Annotated in this window: 14 protein-coding genes and 2 pseudogenes; 4 read left to right on the top strand and 12 right to left on the bottom strand. The window is 37.6% G+C overall.

Annotation, left to right across the window (positions count from 1 at the left end):
- Nucleotides 1-6: 6 nt before the first annotated feature.
- From mcrA to MSBR3_RS21090, 4 genes and pseudogenes are all read left to right on the top strand, one after another.
- Entirely contained in the window at nt 7-1,719 is a 1,713-nt protein-coding gene (gene mcrA / locus MSBR3_RS12565) for a coenzyme-B sulfoethylthiotransferase subunit alpha (protein ID WP_048108547.1), read from the top strand.
- 317 nt (nt 1,720-2,036) lie between these two features.
- Complete coding sequence (locus tag MSBR3_RS21100; protein WP_230627458.1) at nt 2,037-2,147, top strand: class I SAM-dependent methyltransferase; 111 nt, start codon at nt 2,037-2,039, stop codon at nt 2,145-2,147.
- 76 nt (nt 2,148-2,223) lie between these two features.
- A pseudogene (locus MSBR3_RS21095) lies at nt 2,224-2,481 on the top strand (class I SAM-dependent methyltransferase); the annotation flags it as partial.
- Entirely contained in the window at nt 2,471-2,719 is a 249-nt protein-coding gene (locus MSBR3_RS21090) for a hypothetical protein (protein ID WP_052723400.1), read from the top strand. The pseudogene MSBR3_RS21095 and the gene MSBR3_RS21090, both read left to right, overlap by 11 nt.
- Before the next feature lie 515 nt (nt 2,720-3,234).
- On the opposite strand, the gene MSBR3_RS12555 is transcribed toward MSBR3_RS21090, so the two are convergent.
- The 12 genes and pseudogenes from MSBR3_RS12555 to MSBR3_RS12505 all read right to left on the bottom strand — a co-directional run bounded on the left by MSBR3_RS12555 (nt 3,235) and on the right by MSBR3_RS12505 (nt 17,368).
- Complete coding sequence (locus tag MSBR3_RS12555) at nt 3,235-4,230, bottom strand: COG1361 S-layer family protein (protein ID WP_048108545.1); 996 nt, start codon at nt 4,228-4,230, stop codon at nt 3,235-3,237.
- 1 nt (nt 4,231) lies between these two features.
- A complete protein-coding gene (locus MSBR3_RS12550; RefSeq protein WP_048108543.1) occupies nt 4,232-5,356 on the bottom strand; it encodes an ABC transporter permease in 1,125 nt (374 codons plus the stop codon).
- Complete coding sequence (locus tag MSBR3_RS12545) at nt 5,357-6,106, bottom strand: ABC transporter ATP-binding protein (protein WP_048108541.1); 750 nt, start codon at nt 6,104-6,106, stop codon at nt 5,357-5,359.
- 323 nt (nt 6,107-6,429) lie between these two features.
- Complete coding sequence (locus MSBR3_RS12540) at nt 6,430-7,065, bottom strand: MarR family winged helix-turn-helix transcriptional regulator (protein ID WP_230627454.1); 636 nt, start codon at nt 7,063-7,065, stop codon at nt 6,430-6,432.
- A 406-nt stretch (nt 7,066-7,471) separates the two neighbouring features.
- Nucleotides 7,472-8,044, bottom strand: a complete 573-nt coding sequence (locus MSBR3_RS12535; protein WP_048110480.1) for a flavodoxin family protein — start codon at nt 8,042-8,044, stop codon at nt 7,472-7,474.
- Nucleotides 8,045-8,777: 733 nt separating this feature from the next.
- Nucleotides 8,778-9,006: pseudogene (locus tag MSBR3_RS20375) on the bottom strand (hypothetical protein); the annotation flags it as partial.
- A gap of 81 nt (nt 9,007-9,087) precedes the next feature.
- Entirely contained in the window at nt 9,088-10,068 is a 981-nt protein-coding gene (locus MSBR3_RS12530; protein ID WP_048108540.1) for a 50S ribosomal protein L11 methyltransferase, read from the bottom strand.
- A gap of 265 nt (nt 10,069-10,333) precedes the next feature.
- Nucleotides 10,334-11,626: a 3-phosphoshikimate 1-carboxyvinyltransferase gene (gene aroA / locus MSBR3_RS12525; protein ID WP_048108538.1), complete on the bottom strand. Its 1,293-nt coding sequence runs from the start codon at nt 11,624-11,626 to the stop codon at nt 10,334-10,336.
- 182 nt (nt 11,627-11,808) lie between these two features.
- On the bottom strand, nt 11,809-12,462 hold the full coding sequence (locus MSBR3_RS12520; protein ID WP_048108536.1) for a thymidylate synthase: 654 nt from the start codon (nt 12,460-12,462) through the stop codon (nt 11,809-11,811).
- Between the two features lie 496 nt (nt 12,463-12,958).
- Nucleotides 12,959-13,822 carry a zinc metalloprotease HtpX gene (htpX, locus tag MSBR3_RS12515; protein WP_048108534.1) on the bottom strand — a complete coding sequence of 288 codons (864 nt, stop codon included), beginning with the start codon at nt 13,820-13,822 and terminating at the stop codon, nt 12,959-12,961.
- An 838-nt stretch (nt 13,823-14,660) separates the two neighbouring features.
- Nucleotides 14,661-15,332 carry a right-handed parallel beta-helix repeat-containing protein gene (locus MSBR3_RS12510; RefSeq protein ID WP_052723399.1) on the bottom strand — a complete coding sequence of 224 codons (672 nt, stop codon included), beginning with the start codon at nt 15,330-15,332 and terminating at the stop codon, nt 14,661-14,663.
- A gap of 1,331 nt (nt 15,333-16,663) precedes the next feature.
- Nucleotides 16,664-17,368 carry a winged helix-turn-helix transcriptional regulator gene (locus MSBR3_RS12505; protein WP_230627452.1) on the bottom strand — a complete coding sequence of 235 codons (705 nt, stop codon included), beginning with the start codon at nt 17,366-17,368 and terminating at the stop codon, nt 16,664-16,666.
- Nucleotides 17,369-17,395 lie beyond the last annotated feature (27 nt).

The raw sequence follows: 17,395 nt of genomic DNA, 5'->3' as shown, positions 1-17,395 counted from the left end.
ACCACAATGGCAGCAGACATTTTCTCAAAATTCAAAAAAGACATGGAAGTCAAATTCGCACAGGAATTTGGTTCAAACAAGCAGACTGGTGGGGACATCACCGGCAAGACTGAAAAGTTCCTGAGGTTAGGCCCTGAGCAGGACCCCAGAAAGGTCGAAATGATTAAAGCCGGTAAAGAAATTGCTGAGAAAAGAGGTATTGCATTCTATAACCCAATGATGCACTCCGGTGCTCCTCTCGGTCAGCGTGCAATTACTCCTTACACCATCTCCGGTACTGACATTGTCGCAGAACCTGATGACCTCCACTACGTAAACAACGCTGCAATGCAGCAGATGTGGGACGACATCAGGAGAACCTGCGTTGTCGGTCTTGACATGGCTCACGAGACACTTGAGAAGAGACTGGGTAAGGAAGTTACTCCTGAAACCATCAACCACTACCTTGAAGTCCTTAACCACGCCATGCCCGGTGCAGCAGTGGTTCAGGAAATGATGGTCGAAACTCACCCTGCCCTTGTTGACGACTGTTACGTGAAAGTCTTCACAGGTGACGACGCCCTCGCAGACGAAATCGACAAGCAGTTCCTTATTGATATCAACAAGGAATTCTCTGAAGAACAGGCAGCCCAGATTAAGGCCTCCATCGGCAAGACATCCTGGCAGGCAATCCACATCCCAACAATTGTCTCCAGAACAACAGACGGTGCTCAGACCCCCAGGTGGGCAGCCATGCAGATCGGTATGTCCTTCATTTCCGCATACGCAATGTGCGCCGGTGAAGCAGCCGTCGCTGACCTGTCCTTCGCTGCAAAGCACGCAGCCCTTGTCTCAATGGGTGAAATGCTCCCAGCAAGGCGTGCACGTGGACCAAACGAGCCCGGTGGACTTTCCTTCGGTCACCTCTCAGACATCATCCAGACAAGCCGCACCTCCGAAGACCCAGCAAAGATTGCTCTTGAAGTCGTCGGTGCAGGCTGTATGCTCTACGACCAGATCTGGCTCGGATCCTACATGTCCGGTGGTGTCGGATTCACACAGTATGCAACAGCTGCATACACTGATGACATCCTCGACAACAACGTTTACTATGACGTTGACTACATCAATGACAAGTACAACGGTGCTGCAAACGTAGGCAAGGACAACAAGGTAAAGGCAACTCTCGAAGTCGTAAAGGACATCGCAACCGAGTCCACACTCTACGGTATTGAGACCTACGAGAAATTCCCAACTGCCCTTGAAGACCACTTCGGTGGTTCCCAGAGAGCAACCGTGCTCGCAGCCGCAGCCGGTGTTGCAACTTCTCTCGCAACTGCAAATGCCAATGCCGGTCTTTCAGGCTGGTACCTCTCCATGTACCTGCACAAGGAAGCATGGGGCAGACTCGGATTCTTCGGTTTCGACCTGCAGGATCAGTGCGGTGCCACAAATGTTCTGTCCTACCAGGGCGACGAAGGTCTCCCAGACGAACTCCGTGGTCCAAACTACCCCAACTACGCAATGAACGTCGGTCACCAGGGTGGATACGCAGGTATCGCTCAGGCAGCTCACTCAGGTCGTGGAGACGCATTCACCGTCAACCCACTCATCAAGGTCTGCTTCGCTGACGATCTCATGCCCTTCAACTTTGCTGAACCCAGGAGAGAATTCGGCCGCGGTGCCATGAGAGAGTTCGTGCCTGCTGGTGAGAGATCCCTCGTCATTCCAGCAAAATAAATTCAATAATTGAAAAATACTAAAACAGAGTAGGTCTTCGGGCCTACTTTTTGTCTCTTTTTTATACTGTTTTTCCTCTGCTGTTTTCCCGGAAATTGTTATTTATCTAAAGAGTATTCCAAAAATAATTCTGCCTATATGATATGAATTTACTCAAGGTTTGATAATTACTTATTTTAAATGAATTGTTGGTTTTGTGATCCAAGCATTGAAGTTTAAAATTTTTACAAAACTTCATTAAACTATCCGACTGATGAGATGTACAAATATGAAAAGAAGTCTCAAAAGATGGAAGTTCAAGAAAAGGGAGATAGCAAGTGAAAGAAACAAACCCTAGTTTTACTGCAATGATGACAGCCTACATACGTGCTTATCATTCTATGCATGATACTCCAAAAATATTTGATGATTACCTAGCTATAGCTTGATACCTGAAGAAAGAAGAACAATCATCGAAAAAATTTTGATTAAAGCCAAACAGCTTGATAATCTCAAGCATTTAAACTTCAACGTATAGCCGAGTTGGGATGGAAACATCCAGCAAAATTGAACTTCATTCCTCTCGATTTCACGAAGGAAGATCTGGAATCAGTACTAACTCGTTCATCCTCTTATGACACAAGAGCTAAAAGTTTTTTTAGTTGGCTGGGTGTCACCATGTACTTGACCCCTGATGAGGTGTTTTCCACTCTTCGTTCAATTACAAGTGTTGGTCCAATAGGCAGTACTATTGTTTTCGATTACATAGATAATGGCACTTAACCAGGATAACTCGTCTACAGAAATGCAAAGGAAACAAGAGTTTTTAAGGAAGATTGGGGAACCAATGATAACAGGTTTTAATCCATCTATATTGGCAAATAATCTCAAAAATTTAAATTTATATCTTCACGAGGATTTAAACTCAGCTACCATTGAAAAAAGTTATTTTGAAGGGCGCACAGATGGATACCATGCATCTAAGCATGGACACTTTGTTTGTACAACTGTAGTAGAGTAGGATCTGTTGCTAAATTTCTTCTCATATTTTAAGGATGTAAATTGGTATTCATGTTCTATTCCCAAATTATTTCGCTTTTTAATTTCTTTTATTGCAGTTATATATCATATACAGATGGCCCATTGTTTTGCCAACTTCTAATTTGTTTCACTTTACACGATCACTCCATAATACAAAATGAAATTGGAATTTACTCAATATTTGACATTTTGCGTCGTCTGTTATTGTATTATATATTGGACTTCCAAATGGTTTTGAGTCTGCGAAATCATTTCAGGATACAACAGCACTTGAATACCCAACATACATGTTGAGAAAAAAGCATTGAAAGCAACATTTGGACTTGAATATGAAAAATACATGCAGAGGATATAGAAGTTATTTCCAGGTTTTCAGGGTTCTGTTAAGTCTTTGCTTACTACGATACAATGGCCATCTTTTAGAATATGACTAATGCTAATAAAATGATTTTCAATTATGTTAGCTGGCGAAGACTTAACAGAGCCGTTTCAATATTATATCCATCCAAAGATTTTCTCGAAGAATCCTGCTTCCCTTATTTCTACTGGAGCCTGAAGGATGTCTGTATACTTAATGTCACCTTCCGGAGTTTCATATTTTAAAACTGTGTCAATTCCATATATTTTGGGTACAGCTTCGCTATCTGCCTTAATTTTAATTTTTGCAACGGCCGTACTGCCAGGCGCTATAGTAGATAGGAATGCTGCACTATCGGTTGTGCTTAAAGGATCAGCCGGATTAATTATCGCTTTAACGTTTCTTGCTTCTTCCTCGCCTGTGTTTTTAATCGTTATATCAATCATATTCTCCCCACCCGGGGAAAGACTGCCTGTAGTGTTTACGATCTCAAAATCAGCCTGATCATTCACCTTAACCTTTAAGGTCAGATTCTGGTTCATCATTCCATACCAGCGGTTTGCATCATATGTCTGAGCAACTGCATCCGGATCCATTATTTGCACATTTTTCTGGTAATCATAGGAAAGGTTCAGGTAAAGGTTGTATTCCCCAGCCTTTGCTTTCTTATCTATTTTTATATCGAATTTTGCTGGTGCTATTGAGTTTTCTCCACTTTTTACGGAACCGATTTCCTGACTTACCGATTTGACTTCAATCGGACTGTTCGGATCTGTTGAAAGAGAAGCTACTACGTTTGTAGCATCCACTATACCGCTTTCCAGCTTCATTTCTGTTCGAGCAGCATAGATTTCGTCCGCATCATAAGGAGTTTTGTCATTCTTAAATCCTAACAATTTGCCTTTGTTCATCACATTAATATTCAAAGTAGCCGTTTGATCTCTATCAAATTCGTTACTTCCAATAATATTGGCGTTAAGATCAGGACTGCCTTCTACGGTATAGTAATTTTTTCCAAGATCAAAGCTTTGAGGAACATTGTAATTGTCCGGGGAACTGGAAGCGCCTTCTGCGCATGATATCATAGCAAGCAATAGAAGAGAGATTAAAGAGAATATTATCATTTTTTTCATTTTATGCTTCCCTCCTGAATAGATGGACACCTAAAGTAAAGGTAACAATTGCAAAGAGAGTGAGTATTATCAAATCAGTAGATATGGCGTTCAAATTCTGACCCTTTACCATGATGGTACGCATAGCATCAATTGCATAAGTCAGAGGTACGCAACGCGCTAAATACTGCATCCAGACTGGAGCCGAACTCAAAGGAAAAAACACACCTGTAAGGAACATGGATGGCATAGTGACCAGCATGGCTAATTGATCAAAAGATTCCATACTTTCTGCCTTAGCCGACAAAATTATCCCCACTCCGACACCACCAAGAGTAAAAACAATCAGTACCAGAGCAACAAGAAGCCAGCTACCATTTATGCGGAATCCTACAAGAAAATAAGCTACAAGTATCAGGATTACAGCTTTGGCTAATTCCAGTATTAGCTGATAGATAGTTTTCCCGAGAATAACAGATCTTTTACTAATAGGTGTCATTAACATGCGAATAAGTGTGCCGGATTCTTTTTCTTCTGCAATTGCAGAACCTGTGGTCATTACTGAACCAAAAAATATCGTAAGGGCTATAATGCCAGGTGTGAGGAAATCCAGGTATTCCAGACTGCCGTAAATGTTAGGAATGTTTAAAGATACTAGTCCGGTTATTGTTAATAACCCGGTTGTTGTCAACAACTGTTTAATGGTATTTATAATACTTTCACTTGCGGTAGTGTCTGAGGAGTCAGTCAAAAGTGTTAAAGTGGTACTCTGATTTTTTGCTATGTTATCACTAAAATCCGGTGGAATAATTAGAGCGCCTTTATAAACTCCTGAGTTTATCTTACTCTCTGCTTCAGACTGCGACATGTCCTTTGTGTAAGTCACAGAAAACATTGGATATCCATCATATTTTGAAGTATAACTTCCAACTTCTTGAATAAGAGAACTTGATGCCTGGCCAGTGTCGCTATTGACAATGAGAAAAGGAGCGTCTCTTAACGTCCCTCCCATTCCGTAGCCAAAAAAAATCATCATTACTAAGGGGAATAATAACAAAGGAATTACAACCCCTTTTCTTCTGGAAAGAATTTTGAATTCTTTTTCCGCTACCGCTAATGAATTTATTAGTTCCGTTTTTATTGTCATTTAATTATACACCTCCTCTCCCGCAAAGTGCATAAACACCTGTTCAAGATTTGAACTCCCAGAGGTTTTCTTTAGAACTTCCGGTTTATCCAGAGCTACCATTTTGCCTGAATTCATTACAGCAACCCTATCACAGATATTTTCCGCCTCTTCCATGTAATGAGTTGTAAATATCAGTGTTTTTCCATCTTCATTGAATTTCTTAGCGAGTTTCCAGATAGCTTGCCTTGTCTGAGGGTCAAGACCTGTTGAAGGTTCATCCCAAAACAAGATTTGAGGGTCATGCATCATTGCACAGATCACTGAAAGGCGTTGTTTCATGCCACCTGAAAAGCCTTCTGTAAAACTATCAGCACTATCTTCAAGGCCTACAAGTTCTAGATAATAATCAATTCGCTCTTCCATTACCTTTTTTGGGAGATTGTAAAGTTTTCCCATAAACTCAAGGTTCTCCCTGGTTGTAAGAAGTGGATAAAGGCTAAGTTTCTGAGGAACTATGCCGATAATAGGTCTTATCTTATCATCCTGTTTTTCAACATCGAAGCCTGCGATTTTTATACTGCCGCTTGTAGGCTTTGTTAGTGTGGTCAGCATGGAAAAAGTAGTGGATTTGCCAGCTCCATTTGGTCCTATCATGCCAAAAATTTCTCCTTTAAAAACATTGAAGCTAACATCATTCACTGCGGTGATTTTTTTCCCTCTGGAATCAAAAGTTTTGACCAGGTTTTTGACTTCAATTATCGGTTCCATTCGATCACCTGCTGTCCTTCTTTCTAAATAATGAAACTAATTTCTATGCATATTTTAAAAATAAATACTTTTTATCCAAATAAAAAAATTATATCCTATAATTTTCTATTTATTCAGATAAATTCCTAAAAATACTCTAAAATTGATATATTTTTACAAAGTGTATACTAACCGATGATAAACGTATCCTTTTTAAAATGTAGATCTCTATCTATTAACTATATGAGATACTTTTTCTGTAAAACTCTTAAAAACAAATTATTTGTAAAAGTTTAAACTCTGTTCGCAAGATTTTTAACCTAACTACTGAAGCCAGATCAACGTCACTCATTCCTTTCGTCATCATCTATCCTGCTACCCCACTCATTAGGGAATCTGCCTCTGAAGGAACCTGAGAAATCGTCTCCATGTTTTCCATGATGATAATGTTCCATAAACATCTCCATCATCTGCTTCCTTTCGTCATGACCTTTCCTGCTACCCCGCCCATGAGGGAATCTGCCTCCAAATAAACCTGAGAAATCGTCTCCATGTTTTCCGTGGAGATAATGTTCCATAAACCTCTCCATCATCTGCTTGCGCAAGTCATTATCATCACCTGGTAATTGATCTTCAAGGCATCCAATGATGCGTTTCAAATATTCATAGAGTTTAGCAAGTTCTTCATCACTTAGACAGTCAAACACTTTATCCAGATCAAGCGGCATGTCATCAATCTCGCCGGCAACGGTAGCACCCTCTTCGGTGAGTTTTATATTGAAGCTGCGACGATCTTCCTCTACCGGTTCACGCTTGATATAGCCTTTCTTTTCCAGTTTATTAAGGAGTTCCGCCAAACCTTGCTTGCTCATATCCAGCAGGTAAGTTAATTCTTTCTGGCTTATTTCCGGCTTCAACTTTAGAATAGAGAGCACACGCCCCTGTCCTCTGTGCGGGTTGCCCAACGGTCCAAATTCCATGAAATGTTGCGTATGGTAGCGATGCAGCAATCCTTGCAAGCGTATAAACTGTTCTAATATCTCATTTTTTATTTCACTCATATGAAATCTTTCCTTTTTATTTAGTAGAACTTTTCAAGGCAATATTATCAAGTACTCGATAGTAAACCGCTTGATAGTAAAGTACCTGATAGTATAGTACTTGATAGTAAAGTACCAGATAGTAAAGTACTTGATAGTATGGTACTTGACTATACTATTTAATTCTTTCTCATGGAGTTTCTGTCAGTTGATAAAAGCTGGATGTTTATTGGTTCAATTGACGCTGGAAAAATTTCTTAACACCCATCAACTTGACAGAACCATCACAGGAAACCACAGGATATTCCTGCTTATCTGCAATTGCAATATCTTATTATTCCGGGAATCATTCCGAAACCAGCGATGAACCAACATCCTTCAAGACAGTGTGCAGATCTTTTCTTTCATGTGCCGGTCTATCTCGCATACCGGCGACGACAAGTACCTCTTTCACATCAAATTCCAGCAGCTGAAACATCTTTTTCGTATAATCAAAATACTCCTGGAAAAAGCTGGCATCAGGATTCCCCTGCGTAAACACAAGCAGCAGCTTTTTTTTCATGGCTTTTTCTTTGAAATGCGGAGAAAAACGCGGAGAGATGTACGCAAACAACCTGTCGGTGAATATCTTCGCCTGGGCACTCATCTGTCCCATGTACACCGGTGAGCCAAGCACCAGGGCATCGGCGTGCGCAAGCGCGTTATACAGCTGCTGCATGTCGTCGTTGATAAGACAACCTCGATTGCCATCGTCTTTATGACATCCCAAACAACCCCGGCAAGGTTTGATATCAAGATCGCCGAAAGACCAGGACTGCGTTTCAGCACCCTGTTTTTGCGCCTCTTCGAGTATTTGGTTGATGATCCAGGCGGTATTGCCTTCTTTTCGCGGGCTTGCGATAAATCCAATGATTTTCATCTTTCCTCCTTTCACATCTGGTCTGTTTACGGTTTTTTCCGTACATTGTGTGTTCATTTAAATTCTCACCTCATAAAGAATATTATATTTCTTTGGCAATATTGTCAAGTGCCGGCAACATTGTCAAGTGGCAAGTAGTAAAGTACTTGACAGTACAGTACTTGACCATATTATTTAATTCTTTCTCCTTAGATTTAACATATGTAAAAAATACAGAAGTAAAAGGTAACTAGAAGAATAAAGGAGCCCCTCTTAAATATGAGAACATATTTTATTTATATAATAAAAACAATTTTTTTACATGTACCGATGTACTTTTTCCGGCAAATTTTCTCAGCAGCTTTTGAATAGGTTTTATTCCTAAGTCTGTATATTTCGTAAGTTTTAGTTGGTTAAATTTTACAGAAATATTGAGAATTACCTCATGAGACTGAAAGAATCAGTAATTTTTAGATTTTTGATTAGTGTATTCAGGCAGTGCACAAAAAATAGTTTAAAAGTTTTTCTGTAAAATCGTAAACTTCCAAGTTCACTAATTCAAATATAATACATATTCAGAAATGTGATTTCGAATTTACAGTCATTTTTATAAAAATCAAAAACACAGTCTTTTTCTGTTATCAAGAAACATCTGGGAAAATGACTATGTTTTCTTAGTATTTTTTTCATTTGATGCGCCTACTAGTCAGCATAGAATCCTAGATTCCTATGATGTATAGAACAATTGACAGGGCTCAGTTTCATATTCGCGTTTTAAACTGGCACTTGTAAGCTTATAAGCGTACACCAAAACTCAGAGTTAAAACCCAAAAAACGGTGACAAAAATAAATTTTATATTTACATGTTTAAGACCAGTTTCTTTGACAGTTTCTTTGGCAGTTTGCCTTAACCACTCTTCGGGAAACATTCTCCGAAGAGAGTCTTCAAGAGTAAAAAAGAATGAGAAGACATAGAAGTACATGTATTATAAATAAGGTTTGTCATATAAAAACATCTACAAGACAGGGAATTTAGTACTTAACGATGACCAGTGAATTTTACTTCAAACCAGGACAACTTTTTTGCCTAATTTGTCTGCCGCTTCTACAAATTCTTTTGTATCCACACCAGGAAATGTATCTATAATACAAATATCAAATTTTTTATCTAAATAATTTGCTAATTTCCTGATATCCATACTATAAACTTCAAATTTATCTCCAGATGCTATTAATCCTTCTTCATTACCCGAAGGTTTGACTGGAAATCCATTAGTCTCTAAATTAATCAAGGTAATTTCTATTGCAGGACTCCATATATCATTAAAAACAACTTTTTGCGCGTTGGCTTTAAGGCATGCTATTCCTAAAGTCCCAGGGCCACATGTACAATCAAGAACAGTAGGCTTATTATAATGTTCCAAAACTTTTTCAAGTATCTCTATTTTGGGCGATTTTGCCTTTGGAAACTCTATGTGAATTTCATGCTGATACTTATATATTCCCAAAGCACCGTAAGGAGTCTGTACAATATCACATCTTAAATCGCATCCAGCAAGAAGTTCATATACATGAGGGTTAGAATCAGAATCTTTTATACCCACAGTTTTTCTTATATCTCCTTTTAAAACCCCACTAACTTCTCCCACTTCCTTTATAATTCTTTCAGCACATCTTTTATCCATTTCATCAGATAATATTACTAAAGAATCCTTAGGTAAATAGGGAACAGAATCAGTTGGATAGCCAGGAGTCACAAGAGGAACACACGAATTCCTTAAATTAGCTTTTTTATCTTTTACTCCTTCATCAATCATTATTTTTAGTACATGAGACATTACAATATCAAGATGCCTTTTACCGCATTTACAACTTCCAAAATAGTTATCTATTTCATCTAAATTAATCTGTTCTGCCAGAGGGGAGAATTTCTTTATTTTTCCTATTTTGCAATTGCTGCACGGTTTGTAGAATAATTCAATGTCTTTTAATGTTTCCGAAATAGGCCTTATGCACTTATCTCCACACCTACACCTCATTTCCATATACTTAAATTGGAATATTTTATATAAGTACTATGTCATTTTTTATTATCCTTATTCTTTCTTATCATCTCTTATTATTTTTCATCATTTATTATTATTCTTCATTGTGAATTACCTCCATTTTATCATCTATTCATATTTATTGACGCTACTTACTAACTTGCTATACTTTATCATTTTATTTCGGAATTAACCCTCAAAGTTAAGTAAAGTCTGATTTAATCTTATCTAGCCCCGGACTTAGGAATCTGTACTGTGTTTCAACTTATTCTTCCGAAATATCCTTAATTTTCGCTCCAAGGCTGCACATATCTTTAAAAAAGCCAGGGTAAGAAATCGATACAGCCTCTGTTGTGTCAATTGTTGTATTTCCTGCGACCATTCCTGCTATTGAAAGAGCCATAACTATTCTATGATCATCCCATCCATGCACTGCTGCCCCATGCAGTTTTCCACCGGTAATGGTCAGGCTGTCTCTTTCCTCTTTAAGGTCTACTCCAAGCTTCGGAAGTTCGGTTGCGAGGGCTCGCAGACGGTCCGTTTCCTTATATCTAACATGTTCGGCATTTTCAATTCTGCTAGTCCCTTCGGCAACTGCAGCCAGGACAGCGACAGTAGGGACAAGGTCAGGGGTTGCTCCGGCGTCAAAAGTTGTAGCTTTTAATTGTCTTCCTCCCCTAACAGTCACATTGCCTGCTTCTTTATCCCAGGTAATATCTGCTCCCATTTGTTTCAAGATTTCAACGATTACCTTATCTCCCTGTTTTGATGGAAAAAGATTTTTGACTGTAACCTCAGATCCGTTCGTCATAGCTGCGGCTGCAAGGAGGTAGGACGTAGAGGAAAAGTCGCCAGGAACGGTATAATCTTTGAAATCGTACTTCTGTTTTCCTGGAATTATGAACCTAATACCTTTACTTTCATCGATATGAACTTTAATGCCTGCCAGTTCAAGCATTTCAAGGGTTACGTCCACATAAGGTCTTGATTTAAGTTTTCCTGTGATAGAAAGGGTAGTACTGTTTTCGGCAAGTGGACAGGTTATTAGAAGAGCCGAGATAAACTGGGAACTGATAGAGCCGTCAATACTCACATCCTTTCCCTTAAGTCCGCCTTTAACAACAAGTGGAGCTCTCTCGTTTCCTCGAGTGGAGCAGGCTTTTACTCCTAATCTCTTGAGAACTTCAAGAAGAGGCCCGTTTGGCCGGGTACGAAGGGAAGCATCTCCGGTAAGCACTGTAACCCCATCAGTAAGTGCTGCTATTGCGGTCATAAACCGAAGAGTTGTCCCAGAATTTGCAGCATCAATTACATCATCAGGGACATTTGGTTTCCCATTAATTCCATGAATAATAAGCTTGTCTTCTTCCCTCTCAACCGAGGCACCAAACATCTCGGAAGCTCGGACTGTTGCAAGAGTATCGGCCGAAATTAGGGGATGCCTGACGGTTGATTCTTTCGAAAGAGCTGCCAGGGCTACAGCCCTGTGGGTGTAACTCTTTGAGGGTGGGGCAAGGACTTCCCCTTTGATTGAGGATTTGTCAATAGAAACACGCATGTGTACCAGATCTCTTCTATTTCTTATTTTTGGATTTTTTTATGGGATTCAAATGCATTTCTAACTTCTGAATATTTTTACAACACTGCTAATAAATTAAACAAAGTTAATATCTTTTATAGCCCTGCTAATAAATTAATAAAATTTAATATTTTGAACATGTTTAGAACTTAGTTTAAAACTCAGTTCACTCCTTTTATAATATTTTCTACCATATCCCAGTCATGATCATATATATGTGCTGAGATACTGATAGTTGTGATTGTTCCGGGTTCTATTCCCACTCTATCAGCTACGTACTCGAGGAGTTTCGAGAGTCCGTAAAGGTTTGCCGGATAAGCTCCCCCAAAATCGTGGCTTCTAAAAAGAGTTGTGAGATGCATCCTTCCGTCTCTTATTTTAAAGTCATCAAGCATCATGCAGGGAACTTCATTAACTTTCGTGTCCATAGGAGGAATCCAGGTAACTGCAATTGCTCGTCTGGAAGTAGGGTTTTCCTGCAGTTTTTCGATTACATAATCTATTTGATCAACTTTTCCATGCCAGTTTCGAAGGCGCTGCCCGTATGTGTATTCAAAGTCCTGTGTGTTTTCTCCTGAGATCAGCTGTTTTGCATACTCTTCAAGTCTTTCCTCATTCCAGGCAGTTCCACATGGGATCCTGTCAGTATAGGGGTCTTCAATTATGATCATCAAATCCATAAATTCCCTGATCTGGCTTCCTCTTTCATCCGTAATAACCTGCCCGTGATTTCGGATGATGTTAAGCCCGCGATACCATGCATCAGAGATAGTTTTTGCCCTGACAATTCTGCCAATTTCAAATCTGTCTTCCATTGAAAATTCCCCGATAAAATCAGGATAGAGTATGCACGATTAATATCCTGATCCGAAATTTCTCAAATCCAAAATTTGATTATGCCCATAATTATGGGATTTTCGGATACGTTTGCTATAGCTAGAACACAGCACAATATTCTACATAGATGATTATTTATTCTATTTTCTTTATTCACTATTTTCTTTTATAAGTGCTTTCTCTCAGATATAACTTAAAACTTTACTGTGTATATTGATAGCATATAGCACGCCTGACTTAAAAGAATTCCGGACAAAAAAGAATGTGGAATTCAGGACAAAAAATATGGAAAAGAAATAAAATAATATTTAAGAAAGTAAGCAACTAATATTTAATAAGGTAAGCAGTTGACTATAAACTGAGTTAAAACCTGGAATACGAAATCTGGATAAAAGGATAAAATTAAAAACTTAAAAAAGCCAAAGAAAAAAGCCTGGTAAAAGAATTAAAAGATTAAAGGTTCGAGAAATATTCTCAGAACCTCATTGCTCTAAGGCGTTTTACTCTCTCATCGGTTGCAGGGTGAGTGCTGAAGAGAGATTGGATAGCTCCTCCTTTTAACGGATTGACAATAAACATATGGGCACTGCTTTCTTTTGCCTGCACGTCTGAAACTTTCGGACTGTAGTGAGAATTTCCGTATTCGAGTTTTTCAAGGGCACTGGCAAGAGCCCAGGGTTTCCTGGATATACTGGCTCCTTCTGCATCGGCTGCATATTCTCTTGACCTTGAAATTGCAAGCTGAATCAAAGTTGCAGCAATAGGAGCCACGACAGCCATTACAATAAGACCTATGATTCCTCCGTTGTCATCATCCCTGCTGCCACCGAAACCGCCGAAAATTGCAGCTATCTGTGCCCAGTTGGCAAGCATTGTGACAACACCTGCAAGGGTTGCCGCTATGGCACTTATTAAGGTATCTCTATTCTTCACATGTGCAAGCTCGTGTGCCAGCACACCTTCCATTTCTTCATAAGATAGCAGCTCAAGAATTCCGGTTGTAGCAGCCACAGCCGCATGCTCCGGGTTTCTCCCGGTTGCAAAGGCATTTGGCATTCCGGACTCTACGATATACACTTTGGGCTTTGGGATTCCTGCTTTCATAGCCAGTCCATCGACGATCCTATGAAGGTTTGGAGCCTCCGCAGGTGAAACTTCTTTTGCCCTGTACACTTTGAGTACTATTTTGTCGCTGTACCAGTAACTTCCAAAATTCATAATTACTGCAAACAGGAACGCAATAATCATTCCGCTCGTACCTCCAAAATAGTCTCCTATCAAAACAAGGAGGCCTGTAAGGAAGGCAAGCAAAATTGTAGTTTTAAGCATGTTCTTCATGACTCATCACGCGACGTCCTCCCAGGCTAATGTCTGGGTTTTCGGTCTTTGATTCTTATTTCTGAATTTATTTTTATAAATTAAGCAGATTAGAACCGGTTATATATTTTTTGAACACAGATATATACTTATTCTCCTGCAAACGCAGATTAGTACAATCGTGTTATTCTATTTTCCTTATTTATCTTAAATCAATTTAAAATTATCTTAAAAGGCAATTTTATCCTCAAATTGGGAAATATCATTCAAGAAATTATATTTTTCTCTGGAATCTCCCCCCATTAAAGCTTACATTAATAACTAGTATCTCTTTTTTGATATATTTACATTTGCATGTTTTAGGTACATTTAGTTTGATTTCAAACTATTATTGCAACTTCAGGTATATGTATTTATTGAAAAACTGACTCCAAAAACTAAATCTGTATTCTGAATTTTATATTCAGCTAAGATATGAGTATAAGAAATAGAAATGTGTTATTCTCGTTGTCATTGTCTGTAAATCTATAAATGCAAACCGAGATGAGGCTATAATTACAATAGCATTACAGTAGCTACTTTAATGTTAACATATTCCTTAGCCGAATACAAATGAAGTCCTGTTAATTTCCGGGGTACACTGGAATCTACTTTCCGCAGATGTTCTCAAAAAAACAACAATTTTCCTGCTGTCGATTTTGGAGAATTTCTCAAAAGGGATGGGTTGTATAAGTTTGTAAAGTATATAGCTTGTCGGACGGTGTGAGGAAATGGGAACTATAAAAAAGATAAACAATTGCATAAAAACTGGCTTGAAAAAATAAAGAAAAAGATAGAGGGAATTTAACTTCCTCTAAATTTATAACTTATTCATACCCCAGCCGATATTAACTTTATTATTTATATAGCTGTTATCTGTGAATGTGACTAATTTTCCGGGGTTTTGTTTCCAACCATATAGGTAAACTCCATAATTACAATTTTTAAATGTGTTTTTCGTAACTGTGGGAATACTGTTCTTATCCCCTACATAGAGTCCATATTTTGAATTGGAAATCGTGTTACCCTTAAGAGTTTGGTCATAGGTGTTATACAGTGCAACAGTTCCGCCTTTAATCTGATTGTTCATTATAGTAACGCCGTATGATGATTTCCCTTGTAAGGTGATACCACAATTATTGAAATAATTGTTTCGGATAATTGCGTTAGCACCAGCGTTATTGGCTGTTACTCCCTTCTTTGTAATTGTGAATCCGTTTATAGTACCGGATTTCCCTTTATCATAATAGAAACCGTAAACACTCGGATATTTCGTTCCTACAATATATAATTCCTTGGTAATTTTAACATTTTCTTTATATGTGCCTGACGCAACTTGTATAATGTCTCCGGGGATTGCTGCGTTTACAGCACTTTGAATTGTCTTGTATTTTTCTTTTGACCCTACGTTTAGGGTAGCTGCTGATGCAGTAGATGCCAATAGTAATAATATTAGCATTACTGAAATTAAAATTACTTTGTTTGTTTTCATGTCCTATACCTACTCATTTCATTTTTCCATAGATAATACAAATAATTTTGATTTGTTATAAAGTTTTAAACTTTTCCATTTTTATTTGAGTATATAAAATAGGTTCATTTTTTTGTGGAAAATAACAGACAACTTATTTTTCTTCTCTGTCTGTGGTCTCACAAACTTAAAATTCTATTTTTCTATACAACTGTTTCACTTTTCATAATCTGTTTTATACAAAAATTAAACTTTAATTGTTAGCAGTGAGTTGATCCCAAAACTCAAAATTACTTCTTTTGATCTCGTTTTGTAAGCAACTGATAGAGTCTCTGGATTTTGGGTTCCAATCGTTAATTTCCACACTCGATTGAATCCCAAACATTACAACTTATAAACATCTATATAATTTGTATTACCAAAGTATCTAACAATTAACATTTTATGCCCTGTTCTAAAATCTAGTGATTTTTGTGTTTTTTGATTAAAAATCTGAATCAGTAAGAAGAATTCAGGTTTCACTTAAACTAAATATTCGAGATCTCCCAACACTAATAGAATCCTTTTAAATCAGTGATAAAATTAAGGTTATAGAATGCTTATTTTGGACAATGTATATTCATTTAGAGTTCATTTAGAGTTCATTTAGAGTTCATTTAGAGTTCATTTAGAGTTCATTTAGAGTTCATTTAGAGTTCATTTAGAGTTCATTTAGAGTTCATTTAGAGTTCATTTAGAGTTTATTTAGAGTTTCCTCAATTAAGTTACACTCTAAAAACCGATTTTTTTAATAAAACAGCTATAATAATATTTAAAATTGACAAATATATGCGATAAAAACTTTATTTGCCCACAACCTTTGTTTGTGCATTATTAAGGCATCTGATGTCATTTTCACTCATTAGAAATTCAATGCTAAATGTAAGGAAAAATCAATATTTAATTTATTAATTAAAGTATATAACACACTTAAATAACAAATAAAATATTTAGTGAATGCAGTATAGCCGAGAAAGGGTTGAAACAGATTTAATTGAACAAATAAGACTTAATATCCATTAAAAAATCAATCATCTTTCAGAGGGTCTATTAATCAATAGATCACGTTCAAAGGGTTGGGACCATTTTCAAAAGTAGCTTCTTATCAGAGTACAGTGATTCTGAGCTCATTTCTGAGCTTATTATATGGTCAACAACTAAATTTTTTTACACCAACGCTTAGAATCCAAAAATTTCTTATTTAATAGTAAATTCGTTATCTTTGAATTGATTCAAGCATCAAGTTTCGTGAATATACTTCGGAATCATAGTACTAGGCAAAGATTATACTCAATAGTTTAATTGCCATGACATTAATTGTTAGAATCCTGTAAATGCCTAATATGTTTTTCAACAACTGGCTCATATACATGATTTATTCTGTAAATTGTATTTCTTCCTTTTTTTGTTTCTATTATAAGGCCAATTTCTCTGAGATTTTTTATATACCAACTGACTGTAGCCTTAGAAACTCTAAGTTCACGTGCAAGAGCAATGTTTGTATTACACTTACAAGTTAGTATTTCTAAAATTATTCTTTGATTCGTTACATTTTGAAGAGCAGAAATAACTTTCATTTCTTCCTCATTATAAGCAAAATTATTTTCGAAGAATCTTGTCTTCCCGCCCTCTCTATAGGCTTCGATTTTGTTCTGGGATTCAAGGGCTTTTATGTGATATTTTGTATGTTCTCTATCCAAGCCTACATTTCCTACAATCTCACTAATATATGCTCCGGGTTTGTTTTTGATATAGGTGTAAATACTAAGACGGCTGGGGTTGTCAAGTACATTTCCAGGATTTACAATTTTATATCCTGCTATTGAGAAAATTAGCCTGGTGTAAAGGAAGTCAAAAGCCGTTGAGATATACACTATAGCCAGCCATAAAAGAAACTGCCAGTAGGGTATTTCGATGACTTGAAGCTCTACCATTTTTTCTCCATTAATTGGGACTCCGAATTGATCATCTGGAATAGGTTCTATAATATATTCAGTAGCCTCAGCTGTTTCTATCAAAAAAATAAACAATAAAAAGAGAAGTAG

The organism is Methanosarcina barkeri 3 (genome assembly GCF_000970305.1).
GTDB classification, from domain to species: Archaea; Halobacteriota; Methanosarcinia; order Methanosarcinales; family Methanosarcinaceae; genus Methanosarcina; species Methanosarcina barkeri_A.
This window is presented reverse-complemented; position numbering and strand designations above follow the sequence as displayed.

Excerpts from the sequence above, each read along its gene's own strand:
- MSBR3_RS12530 (WP_048108540.1), bottom strand. The coding sequence starts at position 10,068 with ATGGAAATGAGGTGTAGGTGTGGAGATAAGTGCATAAGGCCTATTTCG.
- MSBR3_RS12550 (WP_048108543.1), bottom strand. The coding sequence starts at position 5,356 with ATGACAATAAAAACGGAACTAATAAATTCATTAGCGGTAGCGGAAAAA.
- MSBR3_RS12555 (WP_048108545.1), bottom strand. The coding sequence starts at position 4,230 with ATGAAAAAAATGATAATATTCTCTTTAATCTCTCTTCTATTGCTTGCT.
- aroA (WP_048108538.1), bottom strand. The coding sequence starts at position 11,626 with ATGCGTGTTTCTATTGACAAATCCTCAATCAAAGGGGAAGTCCTTGCC.
- MSBR3_RS12520 (WP_048108536.1), bottom strand. The coding sequence starts at position 12,462 with ATGGAAGACAGATTTGAAATTGGCAGAATTGTCAGGGCAAAAACTATC.
- MSBR3_RS21090 (WP_052723400.1), top strand. The coding sequence starts at position 2,471 with ATGGCACTTAACCAGGATAACTCGTCTACAGAAATGCAAAGGAAACAA.
- htpX (WP_048108534.1), bottom strand. The coding sequence starts at position 13,822 with ATGAAGAACATGCTTAAAACTACAATTTTGCTTGCCTTCCTTACAGGC.
- MSBR3_RS12510 (WP_052723399.1), bottom strand. The coding sequence starts at position 15,332 with ATGAAAACAAACAAAGTAATTTTAATTTCAGTAATGCTAATATTATTA.
- mcrA (WP_048108547.1), top strand. The coding sequence starts at position 7 with ATGGCAGCAGACATTTTCTCAAAATTCAAAAAAGACATGGAAGTCAAA.
- MSBR3_RS12535 (WP_048110480.1), bottom strand. The coding sequence starts at position 8,044 with ATGAAAATCATTGGATTTATCGCAAGCCCGCGAAAAGAAGGCAATACC.
- MSBR3_RS12540 (WP_230627454.1), bottom strand. The coding sequence starts at position 7,065 with ATGGAATTTGGACCGTTGGGCAACCCGCACAGAGGACAGGGGCGTGTG.
- MSBR3_RS12545 (WP_048108541.1), bottom strand. The coding sequence starts at position 6,106 with ATGGAACCGATAATTGAAGTCAAAAACCTGGTCAAAACTTTTGATTCC.